Source organism: Massilia sp., from assembly GCF_046293535.1.
Classification (GTDB): domain Bacteria; phylum Pseudomonadota; class Gammaproteobacteria; order Burkholderiales; family Burkholderiaceae_D; genus Telluria.
This window is the reverse complement of sequence record NZ_JBKBOV010000026.1, coordinates 1-16,513: the sequence shown is the minus strand read 5'-3', so window position 1 is coordinate 16,513 and position 16,513 is coordinate 1. Positions and strand designations below refer to the sequence as shown.

The following is a 16,513-nucleotide window of genomic DNA, read 5'->3' as shown; positions in this document are numbered from 1 at the left end:
AAGATGGAGGCCGCGCGCGCTGCAGTAGGAGACCAGGCGCCTCAGGCGTGAGCAGCGCGCCCGTTCGGCTGGCGGTAAGCCCAGGCCAGCATGATCAATGCGCCGACGATCATCGGCAGCGACAGCACCTGGCCCGAGGTGATCGGCATGCCCAGCACGGTGGTTTCCCAGTCCGGCACGCGGAAGTATTCGGTGGTGAAGCGCGCGCAGCCATACAGCAGGGTGAACATGGCGCCCACCGCCAGGCGCGGGCGCTGCTTGCGCGCATACGGCCACAGGATCAGGAACACGACGATCCCGTCGAGCAGCATCTGGTACAGCGGCGACGGATGGCGCGGGCCTTCGACGCCGGGCCACAGCATGGCCCAGGGCAGGCTCGGGTCGGCCAGGCGGCCCGGCAGCTCGGCGTTGATGAAGTTGCCCAGGCGGCCCGCGGCATAGCCGAGCGGCACCATCGGCGCGATGAAATCGTACACGTCGAGCAGGTTGCGCTTGGACTTGCGCGCCCACAGCGCCATCGCGATCAGGACGCCCAGGAAGCCGCCGTGGAAGGACATGCCGCCGCGCCAGACCATGAAGATCTCGAGCGGATGCTCGAGGAAGTAGAGCGGCTGGTAGAACAGCACCTCGCCCAGGCGCCCGCCCAGCACCACGCCGAGCATGCCGTAGAACAGCATGTCGTCCAGGTCCTCGGCCTTCCAGCCCTGCGCGGCGACGTGCGGCTGGCGGATGCGTACGCGGCCCAGGATCAGGAACAGGGCGAAGGCCACCACGTACATCAGGCCATACCAATGGATCTGCACCGGTCCGATGGCGAAGGCGATGGGATCCGGCTGCGGGTGTACTAGCATCGTTTTACTCTTTCTCGATTAAATCCAGGAAGCCCCTGAGCACGGGCGAATCGCTGTCGCGGCGCCAGGCCACCCCGAGCTCGGTCAGCGGCGTGGGGTCGACGAGGGCACGGTATTCTACGCCCGCGCGCATCAGGTTCGACACGGATTGTGGCACAAGTGCCAATCCCATGCCGCCGGAAACCAGGCTGACGATGGTCTGCATCTGCAGCGCTTCCTGCCCGATGACGGGGGTGATGCCGGCCGCGCGGAAGCACGACAGGATGGCATCGTGCAGGGCCGGCGCCGCGGCGCGCGGAAAGATCACCAGCGGCAGCGGCGGCAGCTCGCGCAGGCGTACCGGTCCGTCGCCGCGCAAGGCGTCCAGGCCGGCGGGCGCGCACAGGATCAGCGGCTCTTCCAGCACCTTCATGTAGGCGAGCGTCGTACCCGCCTGTCCCGGCAGGGGCGGGATCACGAAGCCGGCGTCGGTGCGGCCGTCCAGTAATTCCTCGGCCTGCACGTCGGTGGTCGCTTCGCGCAGCACCAGCTGCACTTCCGGGAAGGCGGCGCGGTAGCGCTGCAGGATGGCGGGCAGCACGCTGTAGTCGGCGGTCGAGACGAAGGCCAGGGTCAGGCGGCCGGCCCTGCCTTCGGCGACCCGGCGCACCAGGTCGGGCAGGGCGCCGGCGTCGCCGAGCAGGCGGCGCGCTTCGGGCAACAGGGCGCTGCCGGCGGCGGTGAGCGCGACCTGGCGGCGGTTGCGCAGGAACAGCGGCGCGCCGAGCAGCTCTTCCAGCCCGGCGATGCTTTGCGAGAGTGGCGGCTGCGTCATGTGCAGGCGCTCGGCGGCGCGGCCGAAGTGCAGTTCCTCGGCGACGGTGACGAAATGGCGGAGCTGGCGGAGTTCCAGGTTCATTGATACGCGCAGTGTATGGATTGGGCTCGGTGATATGCAAAACATATCACACTATCCAGCGCGCACCTTGCTTGCCTCAGGTTTTCCGGCGCTTGGCGAAAGCCTGTTTTACCCGGGTTTGGCGGTGGTGGTGCAGGACGTTGTGTTCTTTTTTCTTGTCGAGGCCGAGCGCCTTCTCGATGAATTCGAACCAGACGAAGGCAAACACCATCAGGGCGACGATGCTCCACCACGGCAGGTCGGCGAAGCGCCAGACTTCGAAAAAGCGCAATGCGCAGAGGGCGGCGATCAAGAGGATGAGCGGCATGGGTGACTCCTTCACCATGCATATTACAAAGAAAAATTATTTCCGTGTGGAAAAACTCTTCTCGCTGTCGGAATTCATCAACAACGGTGTTACCGGCGTTACAGAGTGTATCGACCCATGAAGCTTGCGTAAATCCACGGTAGAATGCAGTCGTTATAAACCAGGAGAAACAAATGAAACGCTCGTTGTTGTTGTGTGTGGTGATGTCGGCCTTCGCGTCCAGCGGCGCGTTCGCACAAGCCGACCTGGCGAAGGCCAAGAATTGCATGGCTTGCCACGCGGCAGCCAACAAGCTGGTCGGTCCTTCCTACAAGGACGTCGCCGCCAAGTACGAGGGCCAGAAGGGCGCCGAGGACAAGCTGGTGCAGAAGGTGATGAAGGGCGGCGCGGGCGTCTGGGGTCCGGTGCCGATGCCGGCCAACCCGCAGGTGAGCGAGGCCGAAGCGCGCAGCCTGGTGAAATGGATCATGGCGACCAAGTAAGCCGGTCCCGACATGAAGTGATCTGGTCCAGTGGACCGGAGAATGCGCGCCTGTGCGAACATGGCGCGCTTTTTGTTTTCAGGGCGATGCCTATTTGCCGCCGATCCGGTAGATCACGTCGACCGATTGCGCCAGCCGCATCGCCTGCACCAGCGCCATTTCGGTACGCGCGCCGCGCCGTCCGCCGCCGCCGCCGCGTGCGTTCGAATCGCTCGACAGGCCCATCGCGTTCGACAGGTTCTTCAGCGGCCCGATCGATACGCCGGTCGCCGCGCCCAGCCTGGCGCCGATGCCGCGCGCGATGTCCCTCGCCTTGAGCCTGGCCGTACCGATCGCCTGCTGCAGCAGGTCCGATTCCACCTTCTCGCGGTCGCTGCGGTTGAAGGACACCGACAGCGATTCGATGTCCTTCATGACGAGCAGGGCGCGCATGATGGGCGTCCACTGTTCCAGGTTGCGCACCGTGACGTGCAGGGAGACCCGGGTCTCCATCGGCAGCGGCTGGCCTTCCTCCAGGACCTCGACCTTGCGCGGGCGGCGCGCGATATCCTGCACCAGCACGTCCTCCGGGGCGACGCCGTTCCCGGCGAACAGGGCGCGGCTGGCCTCGAGCCGCTCGTTGACGAGCTTCCAGGCGGCGTCGGCATCGGGCTCGAGAGAGACGATGTCGATATCGATTTCGCCGACGTCGGGCATGATGTACTGGTCGGCGGTGGCGCTGACGTGGATGAAAGGATGATTGGGCAGGTCCGCCGCCATGCCGGGCAGGGCGGTGGCGGCAAGCAGCAGGGCGGCGGCGAATCGTTTCAGCATGCGAGGCACTCCGTGATCGATGAGAATGCCTCGACAATAGTTTAACTAGACATGTCTGTCTACAGATTTTGCTTCGAACCTGCTCTCTTATGTCTGGTTCATAGAACGGCCGGTCTAGGCATGCACACGCGGAAGCGCCGGTAGTCGAGATCGCAGAAATAATCCTCCAGGGCCTGCGCCGACGCGCCCGGGTCGCACAGCGCCACGTAGCCGTCCGGCCGCAGCAGGTAGCCGGCATGGCGCGCGAAGCCGGCCTGCTCGTGCTCGGGGCCCCATTCGAACTCGCGCAGGATCATGCCGTGGCGGTCGCACCAGGCGCGCAGGTCGGGGTAGGCTTGGCCGTAGACGTGCACCTGCCAGTCGACCCGGGCCGGCGGCGCGTAATTGTCGACCTCCCCGCGCAGCACCCAGGGCAGGCGGTCGCCGCCATGCACGCGGCCGGCCACGCCGCTGGACAGCGGGCTGTCGTGGTAGCTGATCGTGGTCTGCGACAGGATCCGGAAGATCATTTCGCGCACCGGCCCGATGCCGTAGGCGGCGCTGGCGAAGGTCGGCGCGATGCGCGTGCGCACGAAGTCGGCGAAGCCGCTCTCCGCCGTCACGAAGCTGAACAACCGGTCGGTGGTGTCGACCAGCTTGCGGGCAAAGGCGATGCGCTCCTTTTCGTAGGTGTCGAGCAGGCTGTCGGGCGCGTCGCCGCGCACGACCGCGGCCAGCTTCCAGGCCAGGTTGACGGCGTCGCCGATCCCGGTGTTCATGCCCTGGCCGCCGGCCGGGCTGTGCACGTGCGCCGCGTCGCCGAGCAGGAAGGCGCGTCCTTTGCGGTAGTGATCGCTCACCCGGTGGTGCACGCGGTAGGTCGAGAACCAGTGCACCTGCTCGACCTCCAGCCCCAGGCTGGCCATGGCGCGGCGGCTGACGTCCTGGAAGCCCAGGGTGGCGGCCGCATCGGTCACATCACCCTTCTCGTTGCGGATCGTGCCCACCAGGCGTCCGCGGCCCTGGTCGTCGTAGCCCAGGAAGATGACGAAGTCCGAGGTCTCGAGCGACAGGTGGATCTCGCCGTTGGCGGCCTGGCCGCGCGACTGCACGTCGGCCACGTAGAAGATGTGGTCGTAGGTGCCGCCGCCGAAGCCGGTGCCGAGCTGGCGCCGCACGAAGGAGCGCGCGCCGTCGCAGCCGGCCAGGTAGCGCGCCTCGACCTGCAGGTCCGGGCCGCCGGCCTGGCGCAGGCTGGCAAGGACGTGGTCTTCCTTTTCTTCGAACGCGGCCAGCTCGGTGCGGCGCCAGACCTTGATCCCGGCGGCCTCGAGGTGGCGCACGAGCAGCTGCTCGTGGGCGTCCTGCGGGTAGATCAGCACGTAGGGGTAGGGCGTCAGGCGCGAACCGGCGTCGCGCAGCGATAGCCGAGCGCGGCGCTTGCCGCGCACCCACAGGTTGATGCAGGGATTCGGGCGGCCGCTGGCCGCCACCTCGTCGGCCAGCCCGAGCGGCCGGTACAGCTCCAGCGTGCGCGCCTGCACCGCCATCGCACGCGAGGTCGTGCCGGGGCCGTCGGCCTGGTCGACGATGCAGACCCGGGCGCCCTGTTTGGCCAGCGCCAGCGCCAGCACCATGCCGGTGGGCCCTGCGCCGGCGATGAGTACGTCATATCGGTCCATGATGAGCTCCTGTAGCAAGGCGAATCTCGCGCCTTACCCTTGCACAGATGCCGCCATGGCCAAAATGTTCCGCGCCGGGGAGCTACGGCAGCCAGCGCCAGATGCCCGCCGCCCGCCCGGCCAGCGGCAGGTGCGCCCAGGTCGCCAGCAGCCACACCAGCAGGCCGCCGCCGAGCGCGTGGGCGCCGAAGCCGGAGAAGCCGCCCGTGCGCGCCCGGCCCTGGACGATGGCCGCGAAAGGCCAGTAGCTGGTGCGCTGCTGCCAGGCAGGCCAGCCCTGCGGATCGAGCGCAGCCTTCTTGCGGTCCTGCAGCGCCGCACCAAACAGGGACAACAGGATGATGGCGAGCGCGACGACGATATTCCTCGTCACCGGATACACCAGGATGTGCACCACGCCCCAGATGGCGAATGCCCACAGCATCGGATGGCGGGTGATGGCGTACACGCCGCGTGCCTGCGCGCTGGCCGCATTGCCGGCGCCGGGCATGGCCGGGTTGCCCACCAGCGATCCGAGCAGCAGGACGCAAGCGCCCAGCATCAGGATCGTGGCCAGCGCCCACAGCGCGTCGCCGACATTCCAGAGCGGCGTGCCGACCGGGGTCCTGGGGTAGGCCCAGGCCATGCCGCCCAGGGTGGCGAAGGCGACGAGGGAATACAGGGCCAGGAATCCTTTTTCGCCGATCAGCCCGACCAGGGGGCGCCGCAAGGGATGCGACAGGAGGAAATGCGATCCGACGAAGGCGCCGGAAAAGACCATCAGCAACATCAAAGCGTCCATGCCTTGCTCCTGCGTGACTGTCGGGGTGCGACGACTATAGCAGATGCGCGAAGGCCAACCGCGCGGCTCTACTACCTCTTATTCGATCACCAGCGGCAGATCCCGTCCTTCCAGCGCCACCTGGCCCGCATGGTCCGCCGCGTGGATGCGCAGGATGTACTCGCCCGGCGCGATCCCGGCCAGCTGCCAGCTGCCGGTCTCGACTTCGCCATCGCGCAGGCGGCTGTGCAGCGCATAGGCGAACCGGGTGGCCTTGCTGCCATAGACCGTGATGCCGCTCTCGGGTGCATAGACGGCCTTGACCGCGTCCGGGTTGCGCGGCAGGCGGTCGTACACCTGCGTGATCAGGGGGCGCTCGTAACCGGCCACCGGCGTGCCGTCGGCGCGCAGCAACTGGTAGCCGAGCTGGTACAGGCCCAGGCGGCGCCGCGCCAGGTTGCCGTCCACCTGGTCGTAGGCGTCGACGACGATGTTCACCTCGCCCAGCGAGCGCGGCACGCGCAGGCGCTTGTCCGCTACCGGCTTCTTGCGGGTTCCGGTCGGGGGGCGCAGGCGCTTGCCGGTGCTGTCGAACAGGGCGATGCTATTGATGCGCGGCGCCACGGTGTCGGTGAAGCCGACGAAAGGAAGGCTGAGCGGATTGACCACCGCGCCGCCCTGGTAGTAGTCGAGGTGCACGTGGGCCATCGCATTGATGGTGCCGAGCGGATCGCCCACGGCGAAGCGGGTGCCGCGCGGCACGCGCACGCGCTCGGCCTTGCCGCGCTCGCCCAGCAGGAGCTGGAAGCGCGGATCGAGCGGCCGGCCGCGGCTGTCGCGCCCGACCCGCATGTGGATGTAGGACAGGGGGCCAACGCTGATGCCCTCGCTGAGCGTATCGAAGCCCCAGTTGGGGTACGGGTCGGACACCTTCGACGGGAGCACCGCCAGCACTTTCGCGCCGACGTCGGCGCGCACGTCGAGGCCGGCGTGGAAGTGGTGGCGGCTGTCGCCGTTGTAGCTGCCGCGCACCTCGCCCATGACGCCGACCACCTCGTGCACGCTGTCCTGCGGGCCGACCGGCCAGGGCATCGCTTCCTTGCGGACGACCGCCACCGGCTGCGGGCGCACGGGCGCGGCTTCGTCGGGGCGCGGGCGGGCAAGGCGGTGCAGGCGATGGGCCTGGGCGTCGGCCACCACCAGGCTGCCGTCGCGCTCGACCGCGATGCCGCGCGGGCCGTAGAGCTGCACCGTGCCGTCGGGGCCGAAGCCGTCGCTCGAGGGCGGGACGTCGGCGTCCGGCAGCGGACGCAATTCCCCTTCCGGCGTGAGCTGGAGGATGCGCCCGCCCGAACTGGCGGCGATGTACAGGTAGCCATCGCGCGTCAGGGCCAGCCCGACCGGGCGGCGCAGGGCGGGACGGCGCTCGTCCTCGCCTGGCACGGCGATGGTCGTCACCGCGCCATCGAGGCCGATGCGGCGGATCGCGTTGTTGCCGGTGTCGGCCACGTAGAGCGTGCCGTTGGTCGTCACCGCGAGGGCGCTCGGGGTGTCGAAGCTTGCGCTTGCTCCGATGCCGTCCGCGTTGCCGGGCTTGCCGCTGCCGGCAATGGTGGTGACTGCGCCGTCGCGGCCGATGCGGCGGATGCGGTCGTTGTAGGTGTCGGCCACATAGACGATGCCGGCGTCGTCCACCGCCAGGCCGACCGGGCCGTGGAACTGCGCCGCGCGGCCGATGCCGTCCAGCGCGCCCGGGGTGCCGTTGCCGGCCAGCGTCGTCACCGTGCCGTCTTTCGCGATTTTGCGGATGGCGTGGTTGCCGGTGTCGGCCACGTAGAGGTTGCCCTCGTGGTCAAAGGCCAGTGCGGAGGGGGTGTGGAAGGCGGCCGCCGTCCCTTTGCCGTCGACGAAGCCTTCCTTGTCGCCGGCGAAGGTGGCGACGGTGCCGTCGGGCGCGATCGTGCGGATGCGGTTGCTGTCGCCGGCATCGGCGATGTAGACCTTGCCCTGGCGGTCGAGGGCGACGCCGAACGGGTCGTCGAAGCGGCTGGTCGCGGCCGGGCCGTCGACCGCGCCGGGAATGCCCTCGCCGGCCAGGGTCGTGACGCGCGCCGGCCAGAAGGGCACGGTCTTCGCCGCCTTGGGCGTCAAGACGGCCAGCGCGCCCGGCTGGCGCTTGATGCTGTCGGTGAAGTAGAGGACGGCGCCGGCAATGGCGACGCCCGCGCCCGCAAGCGCGGCGATCAAGATCTTACGGTTCACGAGGGCCGGATGGTGAATTGCAGAGGCTGCAATCTTAACGGATACCTGTGAGACATGTTGCACGTAGGGTGGGCGGGTTTCCCGCCCACGCGTTCAAGCAGCGGATGAATAGTCGCGATGCCTATTCAAATTCCATCGCGTCACATGCTGGGTTCCCACCTCAATCCGCTGCGTATATTCCATCGCGCACGAAACGTTTGAACGTGGAATATGGCCATTCGGACGCGGCCGCGACGAGCCCGTGCTTTACCGGATTAAAGTGGATGTAGTCGACGTGCCGTTCCATGTCGAGATCGTCTCGAATCTGGTGCTCCCAGAAGCGGCGTTGCCAAATTGCGGCCATCCGCTGCCGTTGCCTGGACTTTGACAGCGTCGCCGAGTATTGCTGGCTACACGAATAGGAGACGTGGTGTTTGATCTGAGACCAGCGCGATGAGAAGTCATTGTCACCGTCTGGTAGTGTCCAGATGCAGTGGAGGTGATCCGGCATCAAGACCATCGCATTGGTCGTGAACGGACGACGACTGCGCACCTGTTCGATCGCAAGCCGAAGCGCGAGGCGAATGGGATCGTCGCACAGGATCGGACGGCGGCGATGTGTAACAACGGTGAAGAAGTAGGAGGTACCTGTCAAGGCACGGCGGTAGTGAGGCGTCGGCGCATGATATTAGCATGCAAAAAGCGGGTCGTGCGTCAGATCAAGCGGGCGTTGAACGCGTGGGCGGGGGACCCGCCCACCCTACGATTTTAGGTATTCAAGCTCTTTGGTGACGGCCTGGCTGACGATCTCGCCCAGCGCTTCATGCAGCCCTGCGCGCAAATCTGCCGTGAAGCTCTCCAGCGTGCGCTGCATGGCGTCGGCCATGGCGTCGCGCACGCGCTGCTCGAGCACGAAGTCGACCCGGCCCTGCAACTGCTGCAGCACGCGCTCGGTGACGCGGCGCTCCAGCACGCTCCATTCCTCGCCGGTCCAGCGCTCGCTGGCGCGGCGCTCCAGCTGTTCGGAGTCCGGCTCGCTAGCGAGGGCTGGCGCCGGCGTGGGCGCCACCGGCGCGGCGACGACTTCGGTCAGTACCGGGATGCTGGGGTCGAACGCGGCGTTCTGGTTCATGACTGTCCTGCGACGAAGTGGGTCAGGGAATAGTTCTGCTTCTTGTAGGCGACATAGCGCTTGCGCCCGGCCGCGGCGTCGTCCTCGTCGACCGAGATGATCTCGAACACGCGCGCGAATTGCGATAGTAGCGCAGGAGTGCGGCGGGTGAGGTTGACCAGCATCTCATGATGCGGCAATGCCACGCTCTCATCGAAGGTGACGATGACCGGCGTCTGGTCCGCCAGCGGGTCGCCGGCCGGCACGTGCGGGATGAAGTCGGTGCTCGACACCGTCCACAGCGCCGCGTTCAGGGCCTCGGCCTGGGCGGCGTCCTCGGCCAGCAGCACCACTTTGGCCTTGGCGGCATAGGCTTTGCGGGCGAGGCGGCAGGCGTACGCCAGCTTGTCGGGGATGTTGGTGTGGAAGTCGATACGCGTCATGGGGCTGGTAAAAGAAATGGGGCGGCACAGCCGCCCCTTGGAACATCAGGCGCTCGCGCCGCCCTGCGCGGTGCCGGCCTGGATCATGCCGCTATGGCGCAGCAGCGCGTCGATCGAGGGCTCGCGGCCGCGGAAGGCGCGGAACGATTCCAGCGCCGGGCGCGAACCGCCCACCGCCAGGATCTCCTGCTGGAAGCGCTTGCCGGTTTCCTGCAGCTGGCCGGAATCCAGCGCCTCCTCGAAAGCCGCATAGGCGTCGGCGGACAGCACCTCGGCCCACTTGTAGCTGTAGTAGCCGGCCGCATAGCCGCCCGAGAAGATGTGGCCGAAGGAGTGCTGGAAGCGGTTGAAGGACGGCGGGATCATCACCGCGAACTGCTGGCGGATGTCGTCGATCAGCCCCTGCACGCTGCGCTCGGCTTGCGGATCGAAGTCGTAGTGCAGGTGCATGTCGATCAGCGAGAACTCGACCTGGCGCAGCGTCATCATCCCGGACTGGAAGTTCTTCGCCGCGATCATCTTGTCGTACAGCTGACGCGGCAGCGGCTCGCCCGTCTTCACGTGCGCGGTCATCTGCTGCAGCTTGTCCCACTCCCAGCAGAAGTTCTCCATGAACTGGGAAGGCAGTTCCACCGCATCCCATTCCACGCCCGAGATGCCCGACACCGACAGCTCCTCGACTTCGGTCAGCATGTGGTGCAGGCCGTGGCCGAACTCGTGGAACAGGGTGATGACTTCGTCGTGCGTGAACAGCGATGGCTGCTGCTTGCCGTCCACGACCGCCGGCGGGGTGAAGTTGCAGGTGAGGTAGGCGATCGGGGTCTGCACGATGCCGCCGATCGTCACGCGGCGGCCGCGCGCGTCGTCCATCCAGGCGCCCTGGTTCTTGCCTTCGCGCGCATACAGGTCGAGGTAGAACTGGCCGACCAGTTGCCCGTCGCGCTCGATGCGGAAGAAACGCACGTCCGGATGCCACACCGGCGCCTCGTCCGCCTTGATCTGGACGCCGAACAGGTCCTGGATGACCGAGAACAGGCCTTGTACGACCTTCGGCTCCGGGAAGTATTCCTTCACTTCCTTCTCGGAGAAGGCATAGCGCTGCTCGCGCAGCTTTTCGGAGGCGTAGGCCACGTCCCAGGACTGCAGGTCAATGATGCCCAGCTCGGTTCTAGCGAAGGCGCGCAGCTCTTCCAGGTCCTTCTCGGCGAAGGGGCGCGCGCGGCGCGCCAGGTCTTCGAGGAACTCGACCACGTGCTGCGGGCTTTCGGCCATCTTCGGCACCAGCGAGACTTCGGCGAAGTTGGCGTACTCCAGCAGCTGGGCTTCTTCATGACGCAGCTGCAGGAGCTTGACGATGTTGGCGGTGTTGTCCCACTCGGCGGCCTTGCTGAACATGGTGCCGGCGTCCGAGGCTTTGGTGCTGCTCGCGCGGTAGATGGTTTCGCGCAAGGAGCGGTTGTCGCAGAACTGCAGCACCGGGTAGTAGGACGGGAAGTGCAGGCTGAACTGCCAGCCGGCCTTGCCGTCCTTTTCGGCGGACGCGCGCGCGGCAGCCTTGACGTCGTCCGGGATGCCCGACAGTTCGGCTTCGTTCTCGACCAGCAGCTTGTAGTCGTTGGTGGCGTCCAGCACGTTCTGCGAGAAGCGGGTGCTTGTTGCGGACTGCTGTTCCTGGATCTCGGCGAAGCGCTGCTTCTTGTCGTCCGGCAGTTCGGCGCCGCCCAGGCGGAAGTCGCGCAGCGCGTTCTCGACGATGCGCTTGCGCGCCGGGCTCAGGCTGTCGTACTCGGCGCTGGCGCGCAGCATCTTGTACTTGGCGAACAGCGCCTCGTTCTGGCCGATCGAGGTCCAGAACTCGATGACCTTCGGCTGGTTCTCGTTGTAGGTGGCGCGCAGCTCGGGCGTGTCGGCCACGTGGTTCAGGTGGTTGACCACGCCCCAGGCGCGGCCCAGGCGCTCGGTGGCTTCCTCGAGCGGCACCACGAAGCTGTCCCAGCTGACGCTGTCGCCGGGCGCTTCCAGCTTGGCCACGACCTCGGCGGCATCCTTGATGAGTTGCTCGATGGCCGGCGTCACGTGCTCCGGCTTGACCAGGTCGAACCGGGTCAGGCCCGAGAAATCGAGGAGGGGATTGCTGGTATCGATGGTCATGGGGTTCCTTTTATAAGGGTTCAGGCCACGCCGGGCTTCGGTTCCATTCCCGTCGCCTGGCTGGGGCAGTGTTGGCTACTGGAGTGCACACGTTCTGCGGACTCCACGGTGTTCATCAACAGCATGGTAATCGTCATCGGACCGACGCCGCCCGGCACCGGGGTGATGTGCGAAGCGACTTCACGCACGCCGGCATAGTCCACGTCGCCGCACAGCTTGCCGGCGTCGTCGCGGTTCATGCCGACGTCGATCACGACCGCGCCCGGCTTGACCATGTCGGCGGTCAAGGTATTGCGGCGTCCGACGGCGGCGACCACCACGTCGGCCTGGCGGGTGTGGTAGCCCAGGTCCGGCGTCGCGCTATGGCAGATGGTGACGGTGGCGTTGGCTTGCAAGAGCAGCAGGGCCATCGGTTTGCCGACCGTGTTGGAGCGGCCGATCACGACGGCGTGCTTGCCGCGCAGGTCGATGCCGGTGGTCTCGATCAGCTTCATGCAGCCGTACGGGGTGCAGGGGCGGAAGCCCGGCAGGTTGGCGACCAGCTCGCCGGCCGACAGCACCGAGTAGCCGTCCACATCCTTGCTTGTGGCGATCGCTTCGATCACCTTGCTCGGGTCGATGTGCTTGGGCAGCGGCATCTGCACCAGGATGCCGTGGATGCTCGGGTCGGCGTTGAGGGCGGCGATGCGCTCGAGCAGGGCCTGCTCAGTGAGGTCGGCGTCGTACTTCTCCAGCACCGAGTGGAAGCCCACGTCGCCGCAGGCCTTGACCTTGTTGCGCACGTAGACGTGGCTCGCCGGGTCCTCGCCCACCAGGATCACGGCCAGGCCGGGCTGGCGGCCGCTTGCTGTCAGCTTGGCGGCGCGCTGGGCGATTTCGCCACGCAATTGTTGGGAAAGGAGGACTCCGTCGATGTTCTGGGCAGGCATGGGTAGGCTCACGGCTAGGCAAAAATGAAATTATAAGGCCGACACCCCATATCGCGCGCCGCGTCGCCAAAAGCATTGTCATATTTGTCCGCTGCTGTGCCGAGTAGGGTGCACGGCTTTGCCGTGCGCGCGTTCAAACCGTCCATGAAGAGAAGGTGGCGTGTATGTTCAACGTGTATTTGGACGCGCGGACGGCAAAGCCGTCAACCCTACAAAAATGTGCAGCTGCAGCATGAAATTTCGTATTATGAAACGACATATCATAGTTTGAAAAAGCCTAAGGCCACTGGTAGAATCGAAGAGTTTATTTTCAGATATTTGAAATTTCACCAAACGCCACCAGCCATTTACAGGATCGGTCGGGGCGCCACACTTAGGAGACGCATTAATGTCAGCTCAACTCGACCAGTTGACGGCACAAGCTGCCAACGACCCCGACACCCTCGAAACCCAGGAATGGCTCGACGCGCTGGAGGCGGTGATCGAACATGAAGGCACCGAGCGCGCCCACTACCTGATGGAGCGCATGGTGGACCTGGCGCGCCGCCGCGGCGCCCACATCCCGTTCTCCAGCAACACCGCCTACGTCAACACCATCCCGGCCCACCTGAACGTGAACTGCCCGGGCAACCTGGAATACGAAGAGCGCCTGCGCTCGTGGATGCGCTGGAACGCGATGGCGATGGTGGTCAAGGCCAACCGCGCCGACGGCGACCTGGGCGGCCACATCTCCTCCTTCGCCTCGCTGGCCAACATGCTGGGCATCGGCTTCAACCACTTCTGGCACGCCCCGACCGAAGAGCACGGCGGCGACCTGCTGTACATCCAGGGCCACTCCTCGCCGGGCATCTACGCGCGCGCCTTCCTGGAAGGCCGCATCACCGAAGAGCAGCTGCTGAACTTCCGCCGCGAAGTCGACGGCAAGGGCCTGTCGTCCTACCCGCACCCGAAACTGATGCCGGACTTCTGGCAGTTCCCGACCGTGTCGATGGGCCTGGGCCCCTTGATGGCGATCTACCAGGCGCGCTTCCTGAAGTACCTGCACGCACGCGGCATCGCCAATACGGAGAACCGCAAGGTCTGGGTCTTCTGCGGCGACGGCGAGATGGACGAGCCGGAATCGATGGGCGCGATCGGCATGGCCGCGCGCGAGCGCCTCGACAACCTGGTCATGGTCGTCAACTGCAACCTGCAGCGCCTGGACGGTCCGGTGCGCGGCAACGGCAAGATCATCCAGGAACTCGAAGCCGACTTCCGCGGCGCCGGCTGGAACGTGGTCAAGGTCATCTGGGGCTCGCAGTGGGATGCGCTCCTCTCCAAAGACAAGGACGGCATCCTGCAGCGCGTGATGATGGAAACCGTCGACGGCGAATACCAGAACTACAAGGCCAAGGATGGCGCCTACGTGCGCAAGCACTTCTTCGGCAAGCACCCCGAGCTGCTGAAGATGGTCGCCAACATGAGCGACGACGACATCTGGCGCCTGACCCGCGGCGGCCACGACCCGCACAAGATCTACGCCGCGTTCAAGAACGCGCAGGAGAACAAGGGTTCGCCGACCGTGCTGCTGGTGAAGACCGTCAAGGGCTTCGGCATGGGCAAGTCGGGCGAGGCGCGCAACACCGCGCACCAGACCAAGAAGCTGGACGACGCCGCCATCCGCGAGATGCGCGACCGCTTCGCCATCCCGATCCCGGACGACAAGCTGGCCGAGATCCCGTTCTTCAAGCCGGCCGACGACGCGCCGGAGATGCAATACCTGCACGAGCGCCGCAAGGCCCTGGGCGGCTACCTGCCGCAGCGCCGCGCCAAGGCCGACGAACAACTGGTCGTGCCGCCGCTGGAATCGTTCAAGTCCGTGCTCGAGCCGACCGCGGAAGGCCGCGAGATCTCGACCACCCAGTCCTACGTGCGCGTGATCACCAGCCTGCTGAAGGACCCGAGCATCGGCCAGCGCATCGTGCCGATCCTGGTCGACGAATCGCGTACCTTCGGCATGGAAGGCCTGTTCCGCCAGATCGGCATCTTCAACCAGCAGGGCCAGCTCTACGAGCCGGTCGACCGCGACCAGGTGATGTACTACCGTGAAGACAAGGCCGGCCAGATCCTGCAGGAAGGTATCAACGAAGCGGGCGGCATGAGCTCGTGGATCGCCGCGGCGACCTCGTACTCGTCGAACAACCGCACCATGATCCCGTTCTACACCTTCTACTCGATGTTCGGCATGCAGCGCGTGGGCGACCTGGTCTGGCTGGCTGGCGACATCCGTGCGCGCGGCTTCCTGATGGGCGGCACCGCCGGCCGCACCACGCTCAACGGCGAAGGCCTGCAGCACGAGGACGGCCACAGCCACATCATCGCGGCCACGGTCCCGAACTGCATCCCTTACGACCCGACCTTCGGCCATGAAGTGGCGGTGATCATCCAGGACGGCCTGCGCCGCATGGTGCAGGAGCAGGAAGATGTGTTCTACTACATCACCATCATGAACGAGAACTATGCCCACCCGGGCCTGAAACCAGGCCAGGAGGAGGGCATCCTGAAGGGCATGTACCTGCTGCAGGAAGGCGCTGCGGCGTCGGAAGCGCCGCGCGTCCAGCTGATCGGTTGCGGCACCATCCTGCGCGAGTCGATCGCAGCAAGCGAGCTGCTGAAGAACGACTGGGGCGTCGATGCGGACGTCTGGTCGGCCCCGTCGCTGACGCTGCTGGCTAGAGATGGCCAGGATTGCGAGCGCTGGAACATGGTCAACCCGGACGCCGAGCAGCGCGTGCCCTACGTGACCTCGCTGCTGCAGAACACCGCCGGCCCGATCGTCGCGACCACCGACTACATGCGCCTGTTCGCCGAGCAGATCCGCGGCTTCATGCCGAAGGACCGTACCTACAAGGTGCTGGGCACCGACGGTTTCGGCCGCTCGGATTCGCGCGTCAAGCTGCGCGAGTTCTTCGAGGTGAACCGTTACTACATCACCGTGGCGTCGCTGCGCGCACTGGCCGACGAAGGCAAGATCGACCGCGCCGTCGTGGGCCAGGCGATCCAGAAGTACGGCATCGACCAGAACAAGCCGAATCCGGTGACCCAGTAATGCTCGCCCGTCGCTCCCGCGCAGGCGGGAGCCCAATTTACGTTGCGTACTGAGCACGCACGCTTGGGCCCCCGCCTTCGCGGGGGTGACGGTGAAGCTAACTCGAATAAAAATTTGGAGCTAACACTATGAGCATTGTGGAAGTCAAAGTCCCCGATATCGGCGACTTCAAGGAAGTCGAAGTCATCGAATTGATGGTCAAGCCGGGCGACACGATCAAGGTCGACCAGTCGCTGGTCACCGTCGAGTCCGACAAGGCGAGCATGGAGATCCCGTCCAGCCACGCCGGCGTCGTGAAGGAAATCAAGGTAAAAGTCGGCGACAAGGTCGCCGAAGGTTCGCTGGTGCTGCTGCTGGAAGAAGCCGGCGGCGCGGCCGCCGCGCCCGCAGCTGAAGCTGCCGCCCCGGCGCCTGCCGCCGCTGCACCTGCGGCCGAAGCCGCCCCTGCACCCGCTGCCCCGGCCGCGGCGGGCGGTATCGTCGAAGTCACCGTGCCGGACATCGGCGACTTCAAGGAAGTCGAAGTCATCGAACTGATGGTCAAGCCGGGCGACCAGATCAAGGTCGACCAGTCCCTGATCACGGTCGAATCGGACAAGGCGAGCATGGAGATCCCGTCCAGCCACGCCGGCACCGTCAAGGAACTGAAGGTCAAGGTGGGCGACAAGGTCGCCAAGGGTTCGCTGGTGCTGCTGGTCGAAGCGACCGGCGGCGCGCCGGCCGCCGCGCCTGCAGCCGCTGCCCCGGCGCCTGCCGCAGCACCGGCCGCCGCAGCTGC

At 66.3% G+C, this 16,513-nt stretch carries 16 protein-coding genes; 4 read left to right on the top strand and 12 right to left on the bottom strand.

Annotated elements, in window-relative coordinates; translation table 11 throughout:
* Nucleotides 1-41 precede the first annotated feature (41 nt).
* From lgt to ACK4S9_RS14590, 3 genes are all read right to left on the bottom strand, one after another.
* A complete protein-coding gene (gene lgt, locus ACK4S9_RS14600; protein ID WP_409726774.1) occupies nucleotides 42-851 on the bottom strand; it encodes a prolipoprotein diacylglyceryl transferase in 810 nt (269 codons plus the stop codon).
* A 4-nt stretch (nucleotides 852-855) separates the two neighbouring features.
* Complete coding sequence (locus ACK4S9_RS14595) at nucleotides 856-1,749, bottom strand: LysR family transcriptional regulator (protein ID WP_409726772.1); 894 nt, start codon at nucleotides 1,747-1,749, stop codon at nucleotides 856-858.
* A 76-nt stretch (nucleotides 1,750-1,825) separates the two neighbouring features.
* On the bottom strand, nucleotides 1,826-2,056 hold the full coding sequence (locus tag ACK4S9_RS14590) for a TIGR04438 family Trp-rich protein (protein ID WP_409726770.1): 231 nt from the start codon (nucleotides 2,054-2,056) through the stop codon (nucleotides 1,826-1,828).
* Between ACK4S9_RS14590 and ACK4S9_RS14585 the strand changes: the two genes are divergently transcribed.
* Together ACK4S9_RS14585 and ACK4S9_RS14580 are read left to right on the top strand one after the other, a co-directional pair.
* Nucleotides 2,055-2,177: a hypothetical protein gene (locus tag ACK4S9_RS14585; RefSeq protein ID WP_409726768.1), complete on the top strand. Its 123-nt coding sequence runs from the start codon at nucleotides 2,055-2,057 to the stop codon at nucleotides 2,175-2,177. The genes ACK4S9_RS14590 and ACK4S9_RS14585 overlap by 2 nt on opposite strands.
* 52 nt (nucleotides 2,178-2,229) lie before the next feature.
* Nucleotides 2,230-2,538, top strand: a complete 309-nt coding sequence (locus tag ACK4S9_RS14580; protein WP_409726766.1) for a c-type cytochrome — start codon at nucleotides 2,230-2,232, stop codon at nucleotides 2,536-2,538.
* A gap of 90 nt (nucleotides 2,539-2,628) precedes the next feature.
* Here ACK4S9_RS14580 and ACK4S9_RS14575 read toward each other — a convergent pair whose 3' ends face one another.
* The 9 genes from ACK4S9_RS14575 to folD all read right to left on the bottom strand — a co-directional run bounded on the left by ACK4S9_RS14575 (nucleotide 2,629) and on the right by folD (nucleotide 12,647).
* Nucleotides 2,629-3,351, bottom strand: coding sequence for an SIMPL domain-containing protein (locus tag ACK4S9_RS14575; RefSeq protein WP_409726764.1), 723 nt, complete (start codon nucleotides 3,349-3,351; stop codon nucleotides 2,629-2,631).
* A 98-nt stretch (nucleotides 3,352-3,449) separates the two neighbouring features.
* The gene (locus tag ACK4S9_RS14570) at nucleotides 3,450-5,012 is read right to left on the bottom strand and encodes an FAD-dependent oxidoreductase (protein WP_409726762.1); all 1,563 of its coding nucleotides are present in this window, start codon (nucleotides 5,010-5,012) and stop codon (nucleotides 3,450-3,452) included.
* A gap of 82 nt (nucleotides 5,013-5,094) precedes the next feature.
* Nucleotides 5,095-5,793: an NnrU family protein gene (locus ACK4S9_RS14565; protein ID WP_409726760.1), complete on the bottom strand. Its 699-nt coding sequence runs from the start codon at nucleotides 5,791-5,793 to the stop codon at nucleotides 5,095-5,097.
* Between the two features lie 78 nt (nucleotides 5,794-5,871).
* Nucleotides 5,872-8,034: an NHL repeat-containing protein gene (locus tag ACK4S9_RS14560; protein ID WP_409726758.1), complete on the bottom strand. Its 2,163-nt coding sequence runs from the start codon at nucleotides 8,032-8,034 to the stop codon at nucleotides 5,872-5,874.
* A gap of 160 nt (nucleotides 8,035-8,194) precedes the next feature.
* The gene (locus ACK4S9_RS14555; protein WP_409726756.1) at nucleotides 8,195-8,668 is read right to left on the bottom strand and encodes an REP-associated tyrosine transposase; all 474 of its coding nucleotides are present in this window, start codon (nucleotides 8,666-8,668) and stop codon (nucleotides 8,195-8,197) included.
* A 105-nt stretch (nucleotides 8,669-8,773) separates the two neighbouring features.
* Entirely contained in the window at nucleotides 8,774-9,145 is a 372-nt protein-coding gene (locus tag ACK4S9_RS14550) for a hypothetical protein (protein WP_409726754.1), read from the bottom strand.
* Complete coding sequence (locus tag ACK4S9_RS14545) at nucleotides 9,142-9,567, bottom strand: DNA polymerase III subunit chi (protein ID WP_409726752.1); 426 nt, start codon at nucleotides 9,565-9,567, stop codon at nucleotides 9,142-9,144. The genes ACK4S9_RS14550 and ACK4S9_RS14545 overlap by 4 nt, the downstream gene beginning before the upstream one ends.
* 45 nt (nucleotides 9,568-9,612) lie before the next feature.
* Nucleotides 9,613-11,718, bottom strand: coding sequence for a M3 family metallopeptidase (locus ACK4S9_RS14540; RefSeq protein WP_409726750.1), 2,106 nt, complete (start codon nucleotides 11,716-11,718; stop codon nucleotides 9,613-9,615).
* Between the two features lie 20 nt (nucleotides 11,719-11,738).
* Nucleotides 11,739-12,647: a bifunctional methylenetetrahydrofolate dehydrogenase/methenyltetrahydrofolate cyclohydrolase FolD gene (gene folD, locus ACK4S9_RS14535; RefSeq protein ID WP_409726748.1), complete on the bottom strand. Its 909-nt coding sequence runs from the start codon at nucleotides 12,645-12,647 to the stop codon at nucleotides 11,739-11,741.
* Nucleotides 12,648-13,035: 388 nt separating this feature from the next.
* Between folD and aceE the strand changes: the two genes are divergently transcribed.
* Together aceE and ACK4S9_RS14525 are read left to right on the top strand one after the other, a co-directional pair.
* On the top strand, nucleotides 13,036-15,735 hold the full coding sequence (aceE, locus tag ACK4S9_RS14530) for a pyruvate dehydrogenase (acetyl-transferring), homodimeric type (RefSeq protein ID WP_409726746.1): 2,700 nt from the start codon (nucleotides 13,036-13,038) through the stop codon (nucleotides 15,733-15,735).
* Between the two features lie 128 nt (nucleotides 15,736-15,863).
* A partial coding sequence (locus tag ACK4S9_RS14525; protein WP_409726744.1) for a biotin/lipoyl-containing protein occupies nucleotides 15,864-16,513 on the top strand: 650 nt, incomplete at its 3' end.